Consider the following 16270-nt stretch of genomic DNA (forward strand, 5'->3'; position numbering starts at 1 on the left):
TCCAACGGGTACAAAATCGAACTCAATGGAGAGGTACCCCTCTGTGGCAAACACAGTCCTGACGACAAACGGAATCGGCGAAGAACGCGGTCTCGCCCGCATAGCCCAACGGATGGCAGCGTGGACCGAGAAATGGTTCCCGGACGCCTACATCTTCGCCCTGGCCGGCGTCATCATCATCGCGGTGGCCGCCCTGGCCATCGGCGCCTCGCCCCAGGCGATCGCCGATTCCTTCGGCAACGGATTCTGGGACCTGACCGCGTTCACCCTGCAGATGGCCATGGTGGTGCTGACCGGCTACGTCGTGGCCACCTCCCCGCCCGTGGCAAGGCTGATCAACCGGCTGGCCCTTATCCCGGCGACCGCCCGCACCGCCGTGAGCTTCGTGGCGCTGATGTCCATGTCGGTGTCCTTCCTCAACTGGGGCCTCAGCCTCATCTTCGGCGGCCTGCTGGCCCGCGCCATCGCCCGGCGCAATGACCTGACCGTGGACTACCGTGCGCTCGGCGCCGCGGCCTTCATGGGCCTGGGCGCGGTCTGGGCGCTGGGCCTGTCCTCCTCCGCGGCGCAGCTGCAGGCCACCGCCGCCTCGCTGCCGCCGGCCCTGCTGAAGATCACCGGCATCCTGGACTTCGGGACCACAATCTTCACCTGGCAGTCGCTGCTCACCCTGGCCATCCTGATGGCACTGACCACGGTGATCGCGCACTTCTCGGCCCCCGAGGGCGGCTCGATCCGCACCGCGGAGGACCTGGGCGTCGACCTTGACGACGAACCGAGCGAATCGGAGCCGCGCTCCCGCCCGGGCGAATGGCTTGAATACAGCATGATCCTGCCCGTCCTGGCCGGCATCCTGACGCTCGGCTGGCTGGTCTCGCAGTTCCTGACCAAGCCCTTCCTCACCGTGGTGAGCAGCCTCAACGGCTACCTGCTGGTCTTCCTCATCCTGGGCCTGGTGCTGCACGGCACGCCGCGGAACTTCCTGCAGGCCGTCACCAAGGCGGTCCCGGCGACCGCCGGCATCCTGGTCCAGTTCCCGCTCTACGCCGCGATGGCCGCGATCCTGACCAAGGCCACCGGGCACGGCGGGATGACCATCTCCGCGCATCTGGCCGAGTTCTTCACGGAGATCGGCAGCGGCGGCGGCTTCGCCGTCGTCATTGCGTTGTATACGGCCCTGCTGGGCCTGCTGGTCCCCTCCGGCGGCGGCAAGTGGCTCGTGGAGGCGCCGTATGTGATGCAGTCCGCCACCGATGTGCAGATGAACCTCGGCTGGACCGTGCAGATCTACAACATCGCCGAGGCCCTGCCGAACCTGATCAACCCGTTCTTTATGCTGCCGCTGCTGGCGGTGCTGAGGCTGCGGGCCCGCGACCTGGTGGGCTTCACGTTCCTGCAGTTCCTCTTCCACCTGCCGGTGGTCCTGCTGCTCGTCTGGCTGCTGGGGATGACGTTCGACTTCGTTCCCCCGGTGATGCCCAAATAATTGCGCTGAACGCATACTGACCCGCAGCTGTGGCCGTTTTCACGCTTCATAACGGCCACAGCTGCGGGTCAGTTGGGTTAAGTGGGCCTACGCCGGGTCGGAGACGACCAGGGTCTCGGCGCCCTGGACGCGGGCTTTGCCGCTTTCCAGCAGCGGCTCGACGACGGCACGCAGCGCCTCCATCGAGTCGTCCAATTCGAGCAGCACAGGGTGCTGGAACGCAATCAGCGCCAGCAGGTCCCGGACCGCGGCGTGGGCCTCCTCGGCGGAGAGCTCCGGCTCGTGGCCCAGGAACACGTCGGTGGGCTGGCCTGCCGGGACAGCGCCCGAGGCTGCAGCCTTGTCCCCTGCAGCTTGGTCCCCAGCGGGGCCGGCCCCTGGTGGGGCAAGCTCGGCGTAGCTGATGGCGAACGCCTGGAGCCGGCCCTTCCTGCTGGCCGGCACGCCCTGGCCGAAGGCGCTGGCCTTCGGCGCCCGCAGCACAATGGCACCGTGGGCCCCGCTGAGCTCGTCGAGGAACAATCGCTGGACCGTGCCGATGCTGAGGTCGCCGGGGCTGTCCCAGCCGTGCACGGACGTGTAGTAACGGCCCACGACGCCGCTCAGTTCCACCGAACCGGTGGCAAGGTCCTCGACCTGCTCGGAGGCGGCAGCTTCGGAACCGTCGCCGAAGACCGGCAGGCGGAGGGCTCCGGGGTCGACGACGACCAGCCGGGACCGCTGGATCGGGGCCAGCCCCGCCGCTTCGGCGAAGGCCGCCCCGGGGGTGCCCGGTTCCACCTTGCACCGGAGCCGGGACACGCCCGACGGCGACTGCTCCGCTTCGTGCCGGAGCATGGTCAGCAGTGTGGAGCCGACGCCGGCGCGGCGGTGCTGACGGTCGACCTCGATGAAGGCCCAGAGCCGTTCCGGGTGCAGCGAGGCCTCGTGGACCACACCGGCCGCGACCGGGATGGCCACGCCGTCGACGACGTCCTCGGCCACGATGCAGCGGCGCCACGGGGCGTTGCCCGAGGGTGCCAGGGTGCCGCGGAACTGCCGGGCCTGCTCTGTTTCGGGCCCGCCCCACATTTCGAGCAGCGCCAGGTCATCGCCGTCGCGCCATTCACGGTATGCGATCGCCACGATCAGGCGCCGATCAGCCGTGCGGCCAGGTAGCCCTCCACCTTGTCCAGGGACACGCGTTCCTGGCTCATGGTGTCGCGCTCGCGGATCGTGACGGCCTGGTCCTCCAGGGTCTCGAAGTCCACGGTGATGCAGAACGGGGTGCCGATCTCGTCCTGGCGGCGGTAGCGGCGGCCGATGGCACCGGCGTCGTCGAACTCGATGTTCCAGTTCTTGCGCAACTGGGCGGCGAGGTCCTTGGCCTTCGGGGACAGGTCCTCGTTGCGGCTCAGCGGCAGCACGGCTGCCTTGACCGGGGCCAGGCGCGGATCGAGCTTGAGCACGGTGCGGATGTCGACGCCGCCCTTGGCGTTGGGCGCCTCGTCCTCGGTGTACGCGTCGATCATAAACGCCATGAAGGAGCGGGTGAGGCCGGCGGCGGGTTCGATCACGTACGGGGTGTAGCGCTCGTTGGTGGCCTGGTTGAAGTAGCTCAGGTCCTGGCCGGAGGCCTTGGAGTGCGTGGACAGGTCGAAGTCCGTGCGGTTGGCGATGCCCTCGAGCTCGCCCCATTCGGAGCCGTGGAACCCGAAGCGGTATTCGATGTCCGTGGTGCCCTTGGAGTAGTGGCTGAGCTTTTCCAGCGGGTGCTCGAAGAAGCGCAGGTTCTCTTCCCTGATGCCGAGGCCGGTGTACCAGGACATCCGTTCCTTCATCCAGTACTGGTGCCACTGCTCGTCGGTGCCGGGTTCGACGAAGAATTCCATTTCCATCTGCTCGAACTCACGGGTGCGGAAGATGAAGTTGCCCGGGGTGATCTCGTTGCGGAAGGACTTGCCGATCTGGCCGATCCCGAACGGGGGCTTCTTGCGCGAGGTGGTGAGCACGTTGGAGAAGTTGACGAAGATGCCCTGGGCCGTTTCGGGGCGCAGGTAGTGCAGGCCCTCTTCGGAAGCCACCGGTCCAAGGTAAGTCTTGAGCAGGCCGGAGAATTCCTGGGGTTCGGTCCATTCGCCGCGGGTGCCGCAGTTGGCGCAGGCGATGTCCTTGAGGCCGTTCTCGGCGGGACGGCCCTTCTTCTCCTCGAACTCTTCCTCGAGGTGGTCGGCGCGGTAGCGCTTGTGGCAGGAGAGGCACTCGACCAGCGGGTCGGAGAACACGTCGACGTGGCCGGACGCTTCCCAGACCTGGCGCGGCAGGATGACGGAGGAATCCAGGCCCACGACGTCTTCGCGGCCGCGGACCACGGACTGCCACCACTGGCGCTTGATGTTTTCCTTCAGCTCAGCACCGAGGGGCCCGTAGTCCCAGGCAGAACGTGAGCCACCATAGATTTCACCGGCCTGGAATACGAAACCCCGGCGCTTGGCGAGGGAAATGATCTGGTCGAGGACGGATTTTGCTGCCATGGGAACTCCACTTTCTACAGGGCCGCTGGGTGCGGTCCGCCGGTTTCAGCCCCGGGACCCCGGCTGGTTGCCGGACGGGGCACTACAAAACGCAAATTTCAGACACGAACCCTGCACGCGCACCAAGCCCATATCCCGGGAGGGGTGCTGGCTGATGGCGGTGCAGGAAGCTGCGCCTCCTAGCCTACCGGCCCGTTGGCTCCCGGGGGCCCCGTCCCAGGGCGCCCTTGGGCCAGGGCAGGCTGGCGAGCAGAATCGCGGCAAGGGTCAGCAGGGTCCCGAGCACGGTGGGCAACGCCACCATGGTCCCGGGCGCCGGGAACGCGAGGTCCAGCCCCAGCGAGCCCAGTAGCTGGCCCGCGATCATGCCCAGTCCGGTCACCAGCACGCCCAGGCTGCGGACCAGCAGGGCTCCGACGCCGATAAAGACACAGCCCATGGGCCCGCCCAGGTAATACCACCACTCGCCCGGCAGCGGGTTGCCCGGTCCCGCGACGGCGGTCTTGACCAGCCAGACGGCCCAGAGCATGAGCGCCCCGGCGACGAAGTTCATCAGGGTCGCGGCGATGGGCGTGCCGTAATGCACGGCGGCGGTGCCGTTCATGGCCTGCTGGAAGCTCATCAGGAAGCCGGCAAGCAGGGGAAGGATCACCGGAACGGCCAGCTCCGCCGGCCCCGGCCCGGCGCCGGAGAAGCGCGGTGATACCGCCCAGGCGACGGCGGCGACGGTCAGGATGCTGCCGATCACCCGGATGCCGGTGATGGACCGCCGGCCGGCCGGGCCGATCCCCATCCGGTCCACGAGCAGCCCGCTGAGGGTCTGCCCGGTTACGGAGGCGACGGTAAAGAGGGCAACGCCCAGCAGACCCACCGTGAAGGACTGTGCGAAGACGAAGAACCCGCCGATGCAGCCGGCCAGGACGTAGTACGGCGGGAATTTCCGCTCCCGGACCGCCGGCAGGACCGCCCGCAGCCCGGCCCGGCCCCGTGGCAGCGCCAGCGACACGACGATCATCAGCACCAGCCCGGTGGTGAAGCTCACCACCGCGGCGGCGATTCCGTCCGCGAGCGCCACCCCGAGTGCGCCGTTGATCCGGCCCTGCACCGGCATGAGCAGCCCCGCGGCCACGGCGAGGGGCAACCCGGCGAGGAACGGAAGCCTCGGCTTGTGCGTCATTACTGCCACCTTCTGTCAGGCATCATTGCTTGTATGAGCAACCCGGAAATTGAAGAGATCCCCATCCGCGACGACATGATCCGGCTCGGCCAGCTCCTGAAGCTGGCCAGCCTGGTCGAGGACGGGGTGGAGGCCGCGGAACTGATCAAGAGCGGGCTCGTGAAGGTCAACGGTGAGATCGACGAGCGCCGCGGCCGCCAGCTCCACCACGGCGACACCGTCACGGTGAATAACCGGACCGTGCGGATCAGCACGCCCGCCGGCGCCTGACCCCGTCGCCGGGCACCGGGCGGTTGGCCGACGGACGGCTGGCCGCCCGCCGTCGTGCGGCTACTTGTTCAGCACCCCGTGGGTGAGGAACTCGGAGACGTGCCCGATTTCCTGCTGGTTGATGCCGTGCCACATCCCGGTGTAGAGCACCTTGGTGAGCAACACGTGCTTGCGCACCCAGCCCATGGTGAACTCGATCTTGTCCGGCGGGATCACCGGGTCCTGCTGGTCGCGGCCCCAGAACATCGGTACCGTCCCGTCCAGTTCGGCGTCGTGGAAGCTGGCATCACTTCCGGCGTCGACGGCAAAACCGGACAACCCGACGACGGCGGCATAGTCCGCGGGCCGCCGCCGCAGCAAGGTGGTGGCCAGCGCCATGCCCATCGAAAAGCCCAGCAGCGTGGCGGACGGGTGGTTCGGCCGGACCGAATCCAGCCAGTCCTCCACGTACGCGGCGGACTGCTTGACCGCGTCGAGGGAGTAGTCAATCGACGCGGTCAGCGGGAACCAGGTGAATCCTGCGCCGGACACCATCGGAGCGCGCACCGAGGCCACCGCGAATTCCTGCGGCAGCATGTCCGCCAGGCCCAGGAGATCCTCTTCGTTGGCCCCGTAGCCGTGCAGCAGGAGCAGGAGCGGCTTTCCCGCACGCTCCTGCTCGGGCTTGGACCATAGGACAACGGGGGCGGGGAAGTCAGCGGCTTGAGTCATGGCTCCATTCTTACAGTTACCCGCAGGTAACAACCTACGGTGGCGTAGCTTTGCAGGAACAGTGCACGATAAGTAGGTGAGCGAAACCGAAGCCATGGAGAACTCTCCAGACAACGCCGTGACCCACCCCTGGACCCGCTATGTGGCCATGGGGGACTCCTTCACGGAAGGCATCGGCGATCCCGAACCGGCGAGTCCGGGGGGCTACCGTGGCTGGGCGGACCGGGTGGCCGAGGAGCTGAGCCGCGGGCATGAGAACTTTGCCTATGCCAACCTCGCCGTCCGGGGCCGGCTCCTGCAGCAGATCGTGGACCAGCAACTGGCCCACTGCCTGTCCCTCCGGCCCAACCTTGTAACGCTGTCCGCCGGCGGGAACGACCTGATCCGCCCCGGTGGGGATCCGGATGCCCTGGCCGAGAAGCTGGACTCGGTGGTGCAGATCCTCAGCCTGGCCGGCGCCACGGTGGTTCTGTTCAACGGTCCAGACACCGGTTCGTCCGTGCTGGGCCGGGTGCGCAGCAAAGTGGCCATCTACAACGAGAATCTCCGCACCGTCGCGGCCCGCCACGACGCCATCATTGCGGACATGTGGTCCCTGCGGCAGCTGAACGATCCGCAAATGTGGGATGCGGACCGCCTGCACTTCTCGCCGCTGGGCCATCACACCATCGCGGCCATGGTCCTGGATTCCCTCAACGTCGAGCACACCCTGGAACCGCTCTCCCCCAAGCCGCTGCCGCAGCGCAGCTGGCGCCAGGCGCGCTCCGGCGATCTGGTCTGGGCGCGCGAACACTTCATGCCCTGGGTGGTCCGCCGGCTCCGGCACCGTTCCTCCGGCGACGGCGTCACGGCCAAACGGCCTCTCCCGGGCCCGGTCTTCGGCCCCGGGATGCCGCTCGGCTCCGGCGAGGGCCCGCCCGGCGCCGAGGAGCCCGTGCGCTCCTGACCGGGGCCGCGCCGGGCACCCGGGCACCACGGTCCGGGTGTGGGCGTTAAGCTGGGGGAACACTTCCTGAGAGGCCCGGTACCGTGAACAATCTGTTCTTTTGGATCATCGTTTTGTCATTCCTGATCCCGATCGCGATGCGTTATTACAAGAAGTCTGTGCGCGGCCGGAACCAGAACCAGGGCATGCCCGGCAACCCGGACCAGTTCGGGCAGTTCCCCGGCGGCGCTCCCGGCCCGTACCCGGGCCAGCAGAACAAGCAGCCGCGTGACGGCTTTACCCAGCGGGACTACTACGGCGCGTTCGGCCAGCTCGGCGCTCCGCAGCAGCCCGCGCCGCCGGCCACCGAACAGTATCCAGGCCAGCCGCAGCCCTTCCCACAGCAGAACGCGCAGCAGTCCAGCGCCCCGCAGCCCAACACCCCGCACTCCAACACCCCGCAGTCCAACGCCTGGCAGCCCGGCACCCAGCAGCCGTCAGGCCCTGCGGTGCCCCCGCCGCCGTCGGCCCCGCAGGGTTTCCGGGCGCGCAAGCTCGCGGAGCTGGACCAGCGGTACAGCGAGGGCGAACTGTCCATCGAGGACTACATGGCCCAGCGCACGGAGATCATGAAGGGCTAGCCCCCACCACACAGCAACGCGGGGTCACTTAGCGCCCAAGATCCGGTACCGGATGGGCGCGAAGTGACCCCGCGTTGTGTTGTTTAAGTGGCCCGGGTCAGCCGGACCGGACTGGGTCAGGACTGCGTCCGGTCCCAGTCGGCTGGCCGGCTGGCTTAGTCGACCTGGGGGAAGCCGAGGTCGATCACCGAGGTGGACGGGTCCGGCCAGCGGGTGGTGACGACCTTGCCGCGGGTGTAGAAGCGGATGCTCTCCGGGCCGTACATGTGGGTGTCGCCGAAGAGCGAGTTCTTCCAGCCGCCGAAGGAGAAGGTTCCCACCGGGACCGGGATCGGCACGTTGACGCCCACCATGCCGGCCTCGACGTCGAACTCGAACTGCCGCGCGGCGCCGCCGTCGCGGGTGAAGATCGCCACGCCGTTGCCGAACTCGTTGTCGTTGACTAACTTGACGGCATCGGCGTACGTCTCAACGCGGACCACTGACAGGACCGGGCCGAAGATCTCGTCGTCGTAGACCTTCATGCCGGGCTTGACGTGGTCAACCAGGCTGACGCCGATGAAGAAGCCGTTGGAGTCGAACTTCTGCTCCCGGCCGTCCACCACCACGGTGGCGCCTTCCTGGGCCGCGCCGGCGACATAGGAGGCCACCTTGTCGCGGTGCTCGGCGGTGATGAGCGGGCCCATTTGCGACGCAGGGTCGGTCCCGGGGCCGATCTTCAGGGTGCCCATCCGGGTGGTGATGGCCTCGACGAGCTCATCGGCGATGTTCCCGACGGCGACCAGGACACTGACTGCCATGCAGCGCTCGCCGGCGGAGCCGTACGCGGCGGACACGGCGGCGTCGGCGGCCATGTTCAGGTCCGCGTCCGGCAGGACCACCATGTGGTTCTTGGCCCCGCCCAGGGCCTGCACGCGCTTGCCGTGGTCGGCGGCGCGCTTGTAGATGGACTGCGCAATCGGCGTCGAGCCGACGAAACTGATGGCCTTGACGTCCGGGTGTTCGAGCAGCACATCAACGGCCTCCTTGTCGCCGTGCACGACGTTGAGGACACCGGCGGGCAGGCCGGCCTCGGCAAAGACCTGGGCGATGAAGAGGGCCGAGGACGGGTCCTTTTCGCTGGGCTTGAGCAGCACAGTGTTGCCGCAGGCCAGGGCGCTGCCGATCATCCACAGCGGCACCATGGCCGGAAAGTTGAACGGCGTGATGCAGGCGACCACACCGACCGGCTGACGCACCGAGTGGACATCGACGCCGCTGGCCACCTGCTCGGAGCGCTCACCCTTGAGGGCGTGGGACAGCCCGGTGGCGAACTCGATGTTCTCCAGGCCGCGGGTGATCTCGCCCTCGGCGTCGGAGAGGACCTTGCCGTGTTCGCTGGTCAGCAGGGCGGCCAGCTCGGGCCGGCGCTGCATCAGCAGTTCGCGGACTTTGAAGAAGATGTTAGTGCGCTTGGCCAGGCTGGTGGCGCGCCAGCCGGGCAGGGCGGCGCGGGCGGCCTGGATGGCCTCCTCGACGCGGGCGGCGGAGGCCAGGGCGACCTCTTTCTCCTGCTCGCCTGTGGCCGGGTTGAAGACGGGGCCGTAGCGCTCGGCGTCGGAAACCAGGGCGCCGTTGATGAAGTGCGGAATGCGTTCCATGGGGTGTGTCTCTTTCGTGTGGTGCAGGTTCAGGGGGTACAGCTGGCTGCGGGGCAGGGTGGTTACTTGGCTGTGTCGAGGGTGCCGTCGACCAGCTTGACGATCGCAGAGCAGTCCATGCCCGCATTGCCGGAGTCGATGAGGCGCTGGAAGAGCTGCTGGACGTGCTCGCCGAGTTCCAGCGGGGTGCCGGTGTCCCGGGCCGCGCTGATGGCCAGCCCGATGTCCTTGTTCGCCAGCTCGGTGGTGAACGTCGGGGCGAAGTCGTTGTTGGAGGCCGCGGTGGGGACCACGCCGGCGACCGGGTACCAGGTGCGCAGTGCCCAGCTGTCGCCGGAGGACACGGACGCGATGTCCCAGAAGACCTGCTTGTCCAGTCCGAGCCGGTCCGCCAGCACGGCGCCCTCCGCGGTCGAGGCCAGGTTGATGAACAGCATGAGGTTGTTGCAGATCTTCGCGGCCTGGCCGGTGGTGGCGCCGCCGGTGGGAATGATGTTCGCCGCCATCGGCTTGATGTATTCCGTGGCCTCGGCCACGGCACCTGCCTCGCCGCCGATCATGAAGGTCAAGGTGGCGGCCTTCGCGCCGCTCATCCCGCCGGAGACCGGGGCGTCGACGAAGCGGAAGCCGGCGGCAGCGGCGGCGTCGTGCAGGGCCTGGGCGGAGGCGATGTCGATGGTGGAGGAATCCACCAGCAGCGTGCGCGTGTCCGCGTGGGCCAGGACGCCGTCCTCGCCGAGGTAGACAGCGCGGGCGTGCTCGCCCTTGGGGAGCATCGAGAAGACGACGTCGGCGCCGTCGACTGCTTCGGCGATGCTTCCGGCGGGCTTGACCCCGCCGGCGACGGCGGCGGCAACGGCCTCGGCGTTCAGGTCGAACCCGCGGACGTCGTGGCCGGCCTTCACCAGGTTCACCGACATGGACCCGCCCATGTTCCCCAGTCCGATCCAAGCGATTACTGCCATGGCATAAGCTCCTTTGCTTTGCGTCGTGCGTGTGATCCGGCCAGTCGCCGGATGTTCCCTATCAAGCATCACACCCTGCTACAGTGCAATCAAGGGAAAAAACTACAGATGGTATGTGCATGGATGCACATACCAGGATCCAGAGGAGTTCTTGTGGACTTGCGGCGGCTTCCGAGTCCGGACGACCTGCTGATCCTGCTGACCGTGGCAAGGCTGGGGAGGTTCAATGCGGTGGCCGAAACCCTCGGCACCACTCACACCACCATCTCCCGCCGGATCCAGGCGCTGGACAAACAGCTGGGCGGGCGCACCCTGGAGCGGAGCCCGCAAGGCTGGGAGCTGACGGATCTGGGCCAGGACGCCGTGGCGGCCGCCGAGGCGATAGAGGGCACCCTCGGTGCACTCACAAACCGGATCGCGCACTCCGAGGACGTGCTCTCCGGACTGGTCCGGATCAGCACCCCGGACGGCTTCGGGGCCGCATTTGTCGCACCGGCGCTCGTCCGGCTGCAGCAAGGCCATCCGCAGCTCAACATCGAAATGCTCAGTGCCACCCGTAAAGTCAGCCAGAACCGGTCCGGGGTGGATCTTGAGGTGGTGGTGGGCAATCTGGATGTCAGCAATGCGCAGGCCATCTTCCTGTCCAACTACGTCCTCCGGCTGTACGCCAGCCCGCAGTACGCCCGCGACCACGGCCTGCCGGTGACGGTCGACGAGGTCCGGCAGCACGGCTTCGTCTCTTACGTGGAGTCGGCGCTGCAGGTCGCCGAACTGGGCCACCGCTCCACCCAGCTTCCCGTCCCGCGCTCCAGCTTCCAGGCCACCAGCATCTTTGCGCAGCTTGAGGCCGTCCGGCGGGGCGCCGGGATCGGCCTGCTGCCCAACTTCCTGGCGGTCGGCGACCCCAGTTTCCTGCCGGTGCTGCCGGACGACTTCCAGCGGCAGCTTCCGATCTGGGCGGTGGCACGTGCGGAATCGCTGCGGTCGGCCCCCGTGCAGGCCGTCCTCGCCGCGGTCCGGACCGAGATCTCCGACCGCCAGGACGTCCTGGCAGGCTGAGCCGGCAGGCGCAACCGGCGTCAGCCCGGGTCCCGCAGTGCGGGACCCGGGCTGACGCCGTTGATTCTTCGTTACTACTTGCCTACTTCTTGGAGGCGGCCAGAAGGTCCGCTGTGCCCTGGGCATCGGCGGCGTCAATGTCGTGCAGGGAGACGCCGCGGGTTTCCTTGAGGAAGAACACCGCCACCAGCGTGACGAGGCAGGCGCCGAGCAGGTAGAGGGCCACCGGGACGGAGGACTTGAACTGGCTCAGCAGGGCGACCGCGATGATGGGGGCCATCGAACCTGCCACGATCGAGGTGACCTGGTAGCCGAGCGAGACGCCGGAGTAGCGCATCCGGGTCGGGAACATCTCGGCCATGATGGCCGGCTGGCCAGCGTACATGAGCGAGTGGAACAGCAGACCGATGGTGATCGCCGCGAGGATGATGAGGTCGTTCTTGGTGTCCATCATCGGGAAGGCGAAGAAACCCCAGGTGCCGCCCAGGATGGCTCCGGCCATGTAGACCGGTTTACGGCCGAAGTGGTCGGACATGCGGCCTACCATCGGGATCACGGCGAAGTGGATGAAGTGCGCCACCAGCAGCAGCAGCAGGATGCGGGAGGTGTCCGTCTGGACGATGACCTTCAGGTAGGTGATGGAGAACGTGACCACAAGGTAGTAGAGGATGTTCTCCGCGAAGCGCAGGCCCATCGCGGTGAAGACGCCGCGGGGGTAGCGGCGGAACACTTCGCCGACGCCGTAGCCCTTCTTCTCGATGGTGACTTCCTTCTGCGCCTCGAGGAAGATCGGTGCGTCGGTAACCTTGGTGCGGATGTAATATCCGACCAGCACGATCACCGCGGAGAGCCAGAAGGCAACGCGCCAGCCCCAGCTAAGGAAGTCGGCGGAGGAGAGTGTGGCGGACAGGGTGAACAGCACGCCCGTGGCGAGCAGGTTGCCCAGCGGAACGGCGGACTGCGGCCACGCGGACCAGAAGCCGCGGGACTTGCTCGGGCTGTGCTCGGCGACGAGGAGGACTGCGCCGCCCCACTCACCGCCGACGGCAAAGCCCTGGGCAAAGCGCAGGAACACCAGCAGGGCCGGGGCCCAGTAGCCGATCTGCTGGAAGGTCGGCAGGCAGCCCATCAGGAAGGTGGAGACGCCGACCAGGATGATGCTGAGCTGGAGCAGCTGCTTGCGGCCGAACTTGTCGCCGAAGTGGCCAAAGACGATGCCGCCGATCGGACGGGCGACGAAACCAACGGCGTAGGTAAGGAAGGCGGCAATGATGCCGTCCAGTTCCGTGCCGGAGTTGGGGAAGAAGGTCTTGCCGAAGACGAGGGTGGCGGCCGAGGCGTAGAGGAAGAACTCATACCACTCCACAACGGTGCCGGCCATGGAGGCCGTTACTACCTTCTTCAGTCCGGACGACTTGACGTCTTCCTCTTCTGGGCGCCTGGCGGCGGCGTTCTGCGTACTCATTTCGACTCCTTCGGTGTCTCCGTCGACACCCTATGGACCTCTGGGCAATGGACGCCTGTGATTCGTGACACGCGGCATCATTCTCACTGAGTATGGGGGTTCCCGCCCTGAGCCTCAACGGCCATTAGTGCAGAGCGTATCTGCAAAATTGCACAGCTGGTCCCTTTCTCCGGCGTTTCCGTCCACGGGTTTGCGCAGGAGATCGGCACGGCCGTGATGCCGCGCAGAAGACAAACCGAAGGAGCTAGCCGAAGAAGTGCCGCCGGAGCTGGCTGTTGAGCTGGCCGATCTCGGTCAGGAAACCGTCGTGCCCGATCGGCGCCTCGATGGTGTGCACGGCAACCTTCCCCGGCAGGGCGGCGGCGAGCGCGTGGGACTGGGCCGGGAAGTACAGCCGGTCCGAGTCCACGGCCGCCAGCAGGAACTCCGCCGTGGCCGGAGCCAGGGCCTCGGGGAGGGCACCGCGTCCCCGGCTGATGTCATGGCTCATGAGCGCTTCGGTGATGGCGATGTAGCTGTTGGCGTCGAAGCGGCGGACCAGTTTGTTGCCCTGGTGGTCGAGGTAGCTCTCCACCTGGTAGCGGCCGCGCCCGGCGAGGGATCCGGCTTCCAGCGGGGACTCGGAGTCCTGGGCGTTCCGGCCGAAGCGGCCGTCCAGTTCCGCGGCTGAGCGGTAGGTGATGTGCGCGATCCGCCGGGCCAGGGCCAGGCCGGCTTCCGGTTCCGGACCCCCGTAGTAGTCCCCGCCGTTGAAGTTGGGGTCTTGCCGGATGGCGAGGGTCTGCGCCTGGGCGAAAGCGATCTGTTCGGCAGTACTGCTGGCGCCGACCGAAATCACGCCGCAGCGCCGGACGCGGTCCGGGTAGCTGACGGCCCATTCCAGGGCGCGCGCCCCGCCCAGGGAACCGCCGAGCACGGCGTACCAGCTCCGGATGCCCAGGGCGTCCGCGAGCCTGGCTTCGGCCCCGGTTGTGTCCCGCAGCGTGACGAGCGGGAACCGTGAGCCCCAGGGCTTTCCGTCGGGCGCCGCCGTCGAGGGTCCCGTGGAGCCGTAACAGCCGCCGAGGATGTTGATCGAGACGACGAAGTACTTGTCCGTGTCCACCGGGGCGCCGGGGCCGGCGAGCTGCTCCCACCAGCCCTGCTCGTCGCTGGCGCCGCGCGTGACGTGGGTGTCCCCCGTCAGTGCGTGCTCGATCAGCACGGCATTGGAGCGGTCCGCGTTCAGGTTGCCCCAGGTCTCGTAACCGAGGGTGACATCCGGCAGCCGGGCCCCGGATTCGAGCTCGAGGTCGCCGATCCGCAGGTACCGGACCGTTCCGTCCGGGACACCGTCCCGGACACCGTCCGGGACGGTGTCCGGGGCGGCGCCGCCTGGCGCCGCCTCCCCCGGGGCCGGGGCATGCGGGTGGGAGGTCTTGCTTACAGGTACACCCTGGCGGGTGACGGCAATGCTCATGTGAGGACCTAACTTCGCGCTTGCCCGCCGTCAGCTGACCGGCGGGCCAGGTCTTCACCCGGGGCACCCCGCCGCAAAAGGAGGGTTGCCGGCCAGCAAGCCGGGGCTGTCGCTGGCACTCATGACCTCCACTGAGTCTACGAAATGCGGCGGCCCGGTGGCGAAGATTGTGACGAACTTATGACTCGCCGTGTCTATCCCGTCGCCAATCCGGGGCGCCGGGCGCCCAGGACCCGGGGCCTGGGAGTCGGGCGCCGGCGGTGTTCAGGCGGTTTTGGCCGCGCGGAATCCGGCGTCAAGGTCCGCGAGGATGTCGTCGATGTGCTCCAGGCCCACGGAGAGCCGGACCAGGCCGGGGTTCACGCCGGCGACGGTCTGCTGTTCGGGGGACAGCTGGCTGTGGGTGGTCGACGCCGGGTGGATGACGAGGGAGCGCACGTCGCCGATGTTGGCCACGTGCGAGTGCAGTTCCAGGGCGTCGACGAAGCGCTTGCCCGACTCGGCTCCCCCCGCGATGTTGAAGGAAACGATGGCGCCAGTCCCCTTCGGGCCATACTTGCGGCCGCGCTCGTACCAGGGGCTGGACGGCAGCCCTGCATAGGCGACGGATTCGACGTCGTCCCTGGCCTCAAGCCAGCCGGCCACCTTGATGGCGTTGGCGACGTGCCGCTCCATCCTCAGGCTCAGGGTCTCGATGCCCTGGGCGATGAGGAAGGCGTTGAACGGGGACACCGCCGAGCCGAGGTCGCGCAGCAGCTGGACGCGCGCCTTGAGGATGTAGGAGAGGTTGGCGCCGAGGGCGCCGTCCTTGCCGAGGTCGCGGGCGTAGACCAGGCCGTTGTAGGTGGGGTCCGGGGTGTTGAAGCCGGGGAAACGCTCCGGGTCCTTGCCGAAGTCGAAGTTGCCGGAATCCACGATCACGCCCGCGATCGCGGCGCCGTGGCCACCAAGGTACTTGGTGGCGGAATGCACCACAATGTCCGCCCCCCACTCGATAGGCCGGATGAGGAAGGGGGTGGAGAGCGTGTTGTCCACTATCAGCGGGATCCCGGCCTCGTGTGCCACCTGCGAGATGCCCTCGATGTCCAGCACGTCCTGGCGGGGGTTGGAGACCACTTCGCCGAAGAACAGCTTGGTGTTGGGCTGCACCGCGTCGCGCCACTGGGCCAGGTTGTCCGGATCCTCGACGAAGGTGACGGAGATGCCGAATTTCTTCAGGGTGTGCGCCAGCAGGTTATACGTGCCGCCATAGAGGCTGGGGCTGGCCACCACATGGTCGCCGGCCTCGGCGACGTTCATGATCGCCAAGGTCTCCGCGGCCATGCCGGAGCTCAGCAGCAGCGCCGCGAGTCCGCCCTCCAGGCTGGCCACCCGCTGTTCGACGGCGTCCTGGGTGGGGTTGCCGATCCGGGTGTAGATGGGAGCCAGTTCGGCAAGGGCGAAGCGGTTAGCGGCGCTTTCGGCGCTGGGGAAGACGAACGACGTCGTCTGGTAGATCGGCAGTGAGCGGGCGCCGGTGGCGCTGTCCGGCTCCTGGCCGGCGTGGATCTGACGGGTTTCAAAGGACCAGGCGCTGGACATTGGGACACTCCTCAAGGGACCGGGCCCAGGCATCCCCCGGGCCCATTGGACCGGGGCTGCACTGGCGCCGCGCTTGCCGTCCGGCGGGTGCCGGTCGGCCAGGTCTTCACCCGGGGCACCCCACCGCGTGACGAGGGTTGCCGGCCAGCAAGCCGGGGCTGTGCGCTGGCACTCATGACCTGCCCCCAGTCTAGGAACCCGTTCCGGCTGTGGATACCTTTGTGACATGAACATGAAGTTGCACGGCCCGCGGGGACAAGAGAGCCCTGCCGTTCGCCGGGGTGACGCGGACCGATACCCGGCGGAGAAACCCCCAAAAGGACATCCCATCATGGTTAGGGCAGCCTAAGCTGAGAGCCGCATCACAAAGTGTCAAGA

At 67.7% G+C, this 16270-nt stretch carries 14 protein-coding genes and 2 riboswitches; of the genes, 5 read left to right on the forward strand and 9 right to left on the reverse strand.

All coding sequences use genetic code 11. The features are described 5' to 3' along the window. Positions 1 to 43: 43 nt before the first annotated feature. On the forward strand, positions 44 to 1486 hold the full coding sequence (locus ACZYZ3_RS10690) for a short-chain fatty acid transporter (protein WP_463963801.1): 1443 nt from the start codon (positions 44 to 46) through the stop codon (positions 1484 to 1486). A gap of 87 nt (positions 1487 to 1573) precedes the next feature. Here the strand turns inward: ACZYZ3_RS10690 and ACZYZ3_RS10695 are convergent, their stop codons facing one another. From ACZYZ3_RS10695 to ACZYZ3_RS10705, 3 genes are all read right to left on the reverse strand, one after another. Next, positions 1574 to 2611: a GNAT family N-acetyltransferase gene (locus ACZYZ3_RS10695; RefSeq protein WP_463963802.1), complete on the reverse strand. Its 1038-nt coding sequence runs from the start codon at positions 2609 to 2611 to the stop codon at positions 1574 to 1576. 2 nt (positions 2612 to 2613) lie between these two features. Further along, positions 2614 to 3999, reverse strand: a complete 1386-nt coding sequence (locus tag ACZYZ3_RS10700) for a glycine--tRNA ligase (RefSeq protein WP_463963803.1) — start codon at positions 3997 to 3999, stop codon at positions 2614 to 2616. A gap of 184 nt (positions 4000 to 4183) precedes the next feature. Continuing rightward, a complete protein-coding gene (locus ACZYZ3_RS10705; RefSeq protein ID WP_463963804.1) occupies positions 4184 to 5176 on the reverse strand; it encodes a DMT family transporter in 993 nt (330 codons plus the stop codon). 33 nt (positions 5177 to 5209) lie between these two features. On the opposite strand from ACZYZ3_RS10705, the gene ACZYZ3_RS10710 reads away from it, so the two are divergent. Further along, entirely contained in the window at positions 5210 to 5446 is a 237-nt protein-coding gene (locus ACZYZ3_RS10710; RefSeq protein WP_282380741.1) for an RNA-binding S4 domain-containing protein, read from the forward strand. 60 nt (positions 5447 to 5506) lie between these two features. Here the strand turns inward: ACZYZ3_RS10710 and ACZYZ3_RS10715 are convergent, their stop codons facing one another. Further along, entirely contained in the window at positions 5507 to 6157 is a 651-nt protein-coding gene (locus ACZYZ3_RS10715; RefSeq protein ID WP_463963805.1) for an alpha/beta hydrolase, read from the reverse strand. A 94-nt stretch (positions 6158 to 6251) separates the two neighbouring features. On the opposite strand from ACZYZ3_RS10715, the gene ACZYZ3_RS10720 reads away from it, so the two are divergent. Next, positions 6252 to 7103 (forward strand): SGNH/GDSL hydrolase family protein, encoded by an 852-nt coding sequence (locus ACZYZ3_RS10720; protein WP_463963846.1) that lies wholly within the window; start codon positions 6252 to 6254, stop codon positions 7101 to 7103. 83 nt (positions 7104 to 7186) lie between these two features. After that, positions 7187 to 7723, forward strand: a complete 537-nt coding sequence (locus ACZYZ3_RS10725) for a hypothetical protein (protein ID WP_463963806.1) — start codon at positions 7187 to 7189, stop codon at positions 7721 to 7723. Positions 7724 to 7878: 155 nt separating this feature from the next. Here the strand turns inward: ACZYZ3_RS10725 and ACZYZ3_RS10730 are convergent, their stop codons facing one another. Together ACZYZ3_RS10730 and mmsB are read right to left on the reverse strand one after the other, a co-directional pair. Continuing rightward, entirely contained in the window at positions 7879 to 9363 is a 1485-nt protein-coding gene (locus tag ACZYZ3_RS10730; RefSeq protein WP_463963807.1) for a CoA-acylating methylmalonate-semialdehyde dehydrogenase, read from the reverse strand. A 62-nt stretch (positions 9364 to 9425) separates the two neighbouring features. Then, positions 9426 to 10328 (reverse strand): 3-hydroxyisobutyrate dehydrogenase, encoded by a 903-nt coding sequence (gene mmsB, locus ACZYZ3_RS10735; RefSeq protein ID WP_463963808.1) that lies wholly within the window; start codon positions 10326 to 10328, stop codon positions 9426 to 9428. Between the two features lie 159 nt (positions 10329 to 10487). Here mmsB and ACZYZ3_RS10740 point away from each other — a divergent pair, with 159 nt between their 5' ends. Next, positions 10488 to 11387, forward strand: a complete 900-nt coding sequence (locus ACZYZ3_RS10740) for a LysR family transcriptional regulator (protein ID WP_463963847.1) — start codon at positions 10488 to 10490, stop codon at positions 11385 to 11387. A gap of 82 nt (positions 11388 to 11469) precedes the next feature. On the opposite strand, the gene ACZYZ3_RS10745 is transcribed toward ACZYZ3_RS10740, so the two are convergent. The 3 genes from ACZYZ3_RS10745 to ACZYZ3_RS10755 form a co-directional block, all read right to left on the reverse strand. Next, positions 11470 to 12852: an MFS transporter gene (locus ACZYZ3_RS10745; RefSeq protein WP_463963809.1), complete on the reverse strand. Its 1383-nt coding sequence runs from the start codon at positions 12850 to 12852 to the stop codon at positions 11470 to 11472. Between the two features lie 244 nt (positions 12853 to 13096). Next, positions 13097 to 14311: a homoserine O-acetyltransferase MetX gene (gene metX / locus ACZYZ3_RS10750; protein WP_463963810.1), complete on the reverse strand. Its 1215-nt coding sequence runs from the start codon at positions 14309 to 14311 to the stop codon at positions 13097 to 13099. An 11-nt stretch (positions 14312 to 14322) separates the two neighbouring features. After that, positions 14323 to 14438: riboswitch (SAM riboswitch) on the reverse strand. Positions 14439 to 14575: 137 nt separating this feature from the next. Beyond that, complete coding sequence (locus ACZYZ3_RS10755; protein ID WP_463963811.1) at positions 14576 to 15892, reverse strand: bifunctional o-acetylhomoserine/o-acetylserine sulfhydrylase; 1317 nt, start codon at positions 15890 to 15892, stop codon at positions 14576 to 14578. Positions 15893 to 15956: 64 nt separating this feature from the next. Continuing rightward, positions 15957 to 16072: riboswitch (SAM riboswitch) on the reverse strand. Positions 16073 to 16270 lie beyond the last annotated feature (198 nt).

The sequence above is a fragment of the Pseudarthrobacter linnaei genome, from assembly GCF_055412825.1.

Bases quoted from the DNA above. Each gene is read 5' to 3' on its own strand.
- ACZYZ3_RS10745 (WP_463963809.1), bottom strand. From the start codon at position 12,852: ATGAGTACGCAGAACGCCGCCGCCAGGCGCCCAGAAGAGGAAGACGTC.
- ACZYZ3_RS10705 (WP_463963804.1), bottom strand. From the start codon at position 5,176: ATGACGCACAAGCCGAGGCTTCCGTTCCTCGCCGGGTTGCCCCTCGCC.
- ACZYZ3_RS10720 (WP_463963846.1), top strand. From the start codon at position 6,252: ATGGAGAACTCTCCAGACAACGCCGTGACCCACCCCTGGACCCGCTAT.
- mmsB (WP_463963808.1), bottom strand. From the start codon at position 10,328: ATGGCAGTAATCGCTTGGATCGGACTGGGGAACATGGGCGGGTCCATG.
- ACZYZ3_RS10715 (WP_463963805.1), bottom strand. From the start codon at position 6,157: ATGACTCAAGCCGCTGACTTCCCCGCCCCCGTTGTCCTATGGTCCAAG.
- metX (WP_463963810.1), bottom strand. From the start codon at position 14,311: ATGAGCATTGCCGTCACCCGCCAGGGTGTACCTGTAAGCAAGACCTCC.
- ACZYZ3_RS10710 (WP_282380741.1), top strand. From the start codon at position 5,210: ATGAGCAACCCGGAAATTGAAGAGATCCCCATCCGCGACGACATGATC.
- ACZYZ3_RS10755 (WP_463963811.1), bottom strand. From the start codon at position 15,892: ATGTCCAGCGCCTGGTCCTTTGAAACCCGTCAGATCCACGCCGGCCAG.
- ACZYZ3_RS10730 (WP_463963807.1), bottom strand. From the start codon at position 9,363: ATGGAACGCATTCCGCACTTCATCAACGGCGCCCTGGTTTCCGACGCC.
- ACZYZ3_RS10700 (WP_463963803.1), bottom strand. From the start codon at position 3,999: ATGGCAGCAAAATCCGTCCTCGACCAGATCATTTCCCTCGCCAAGCGC.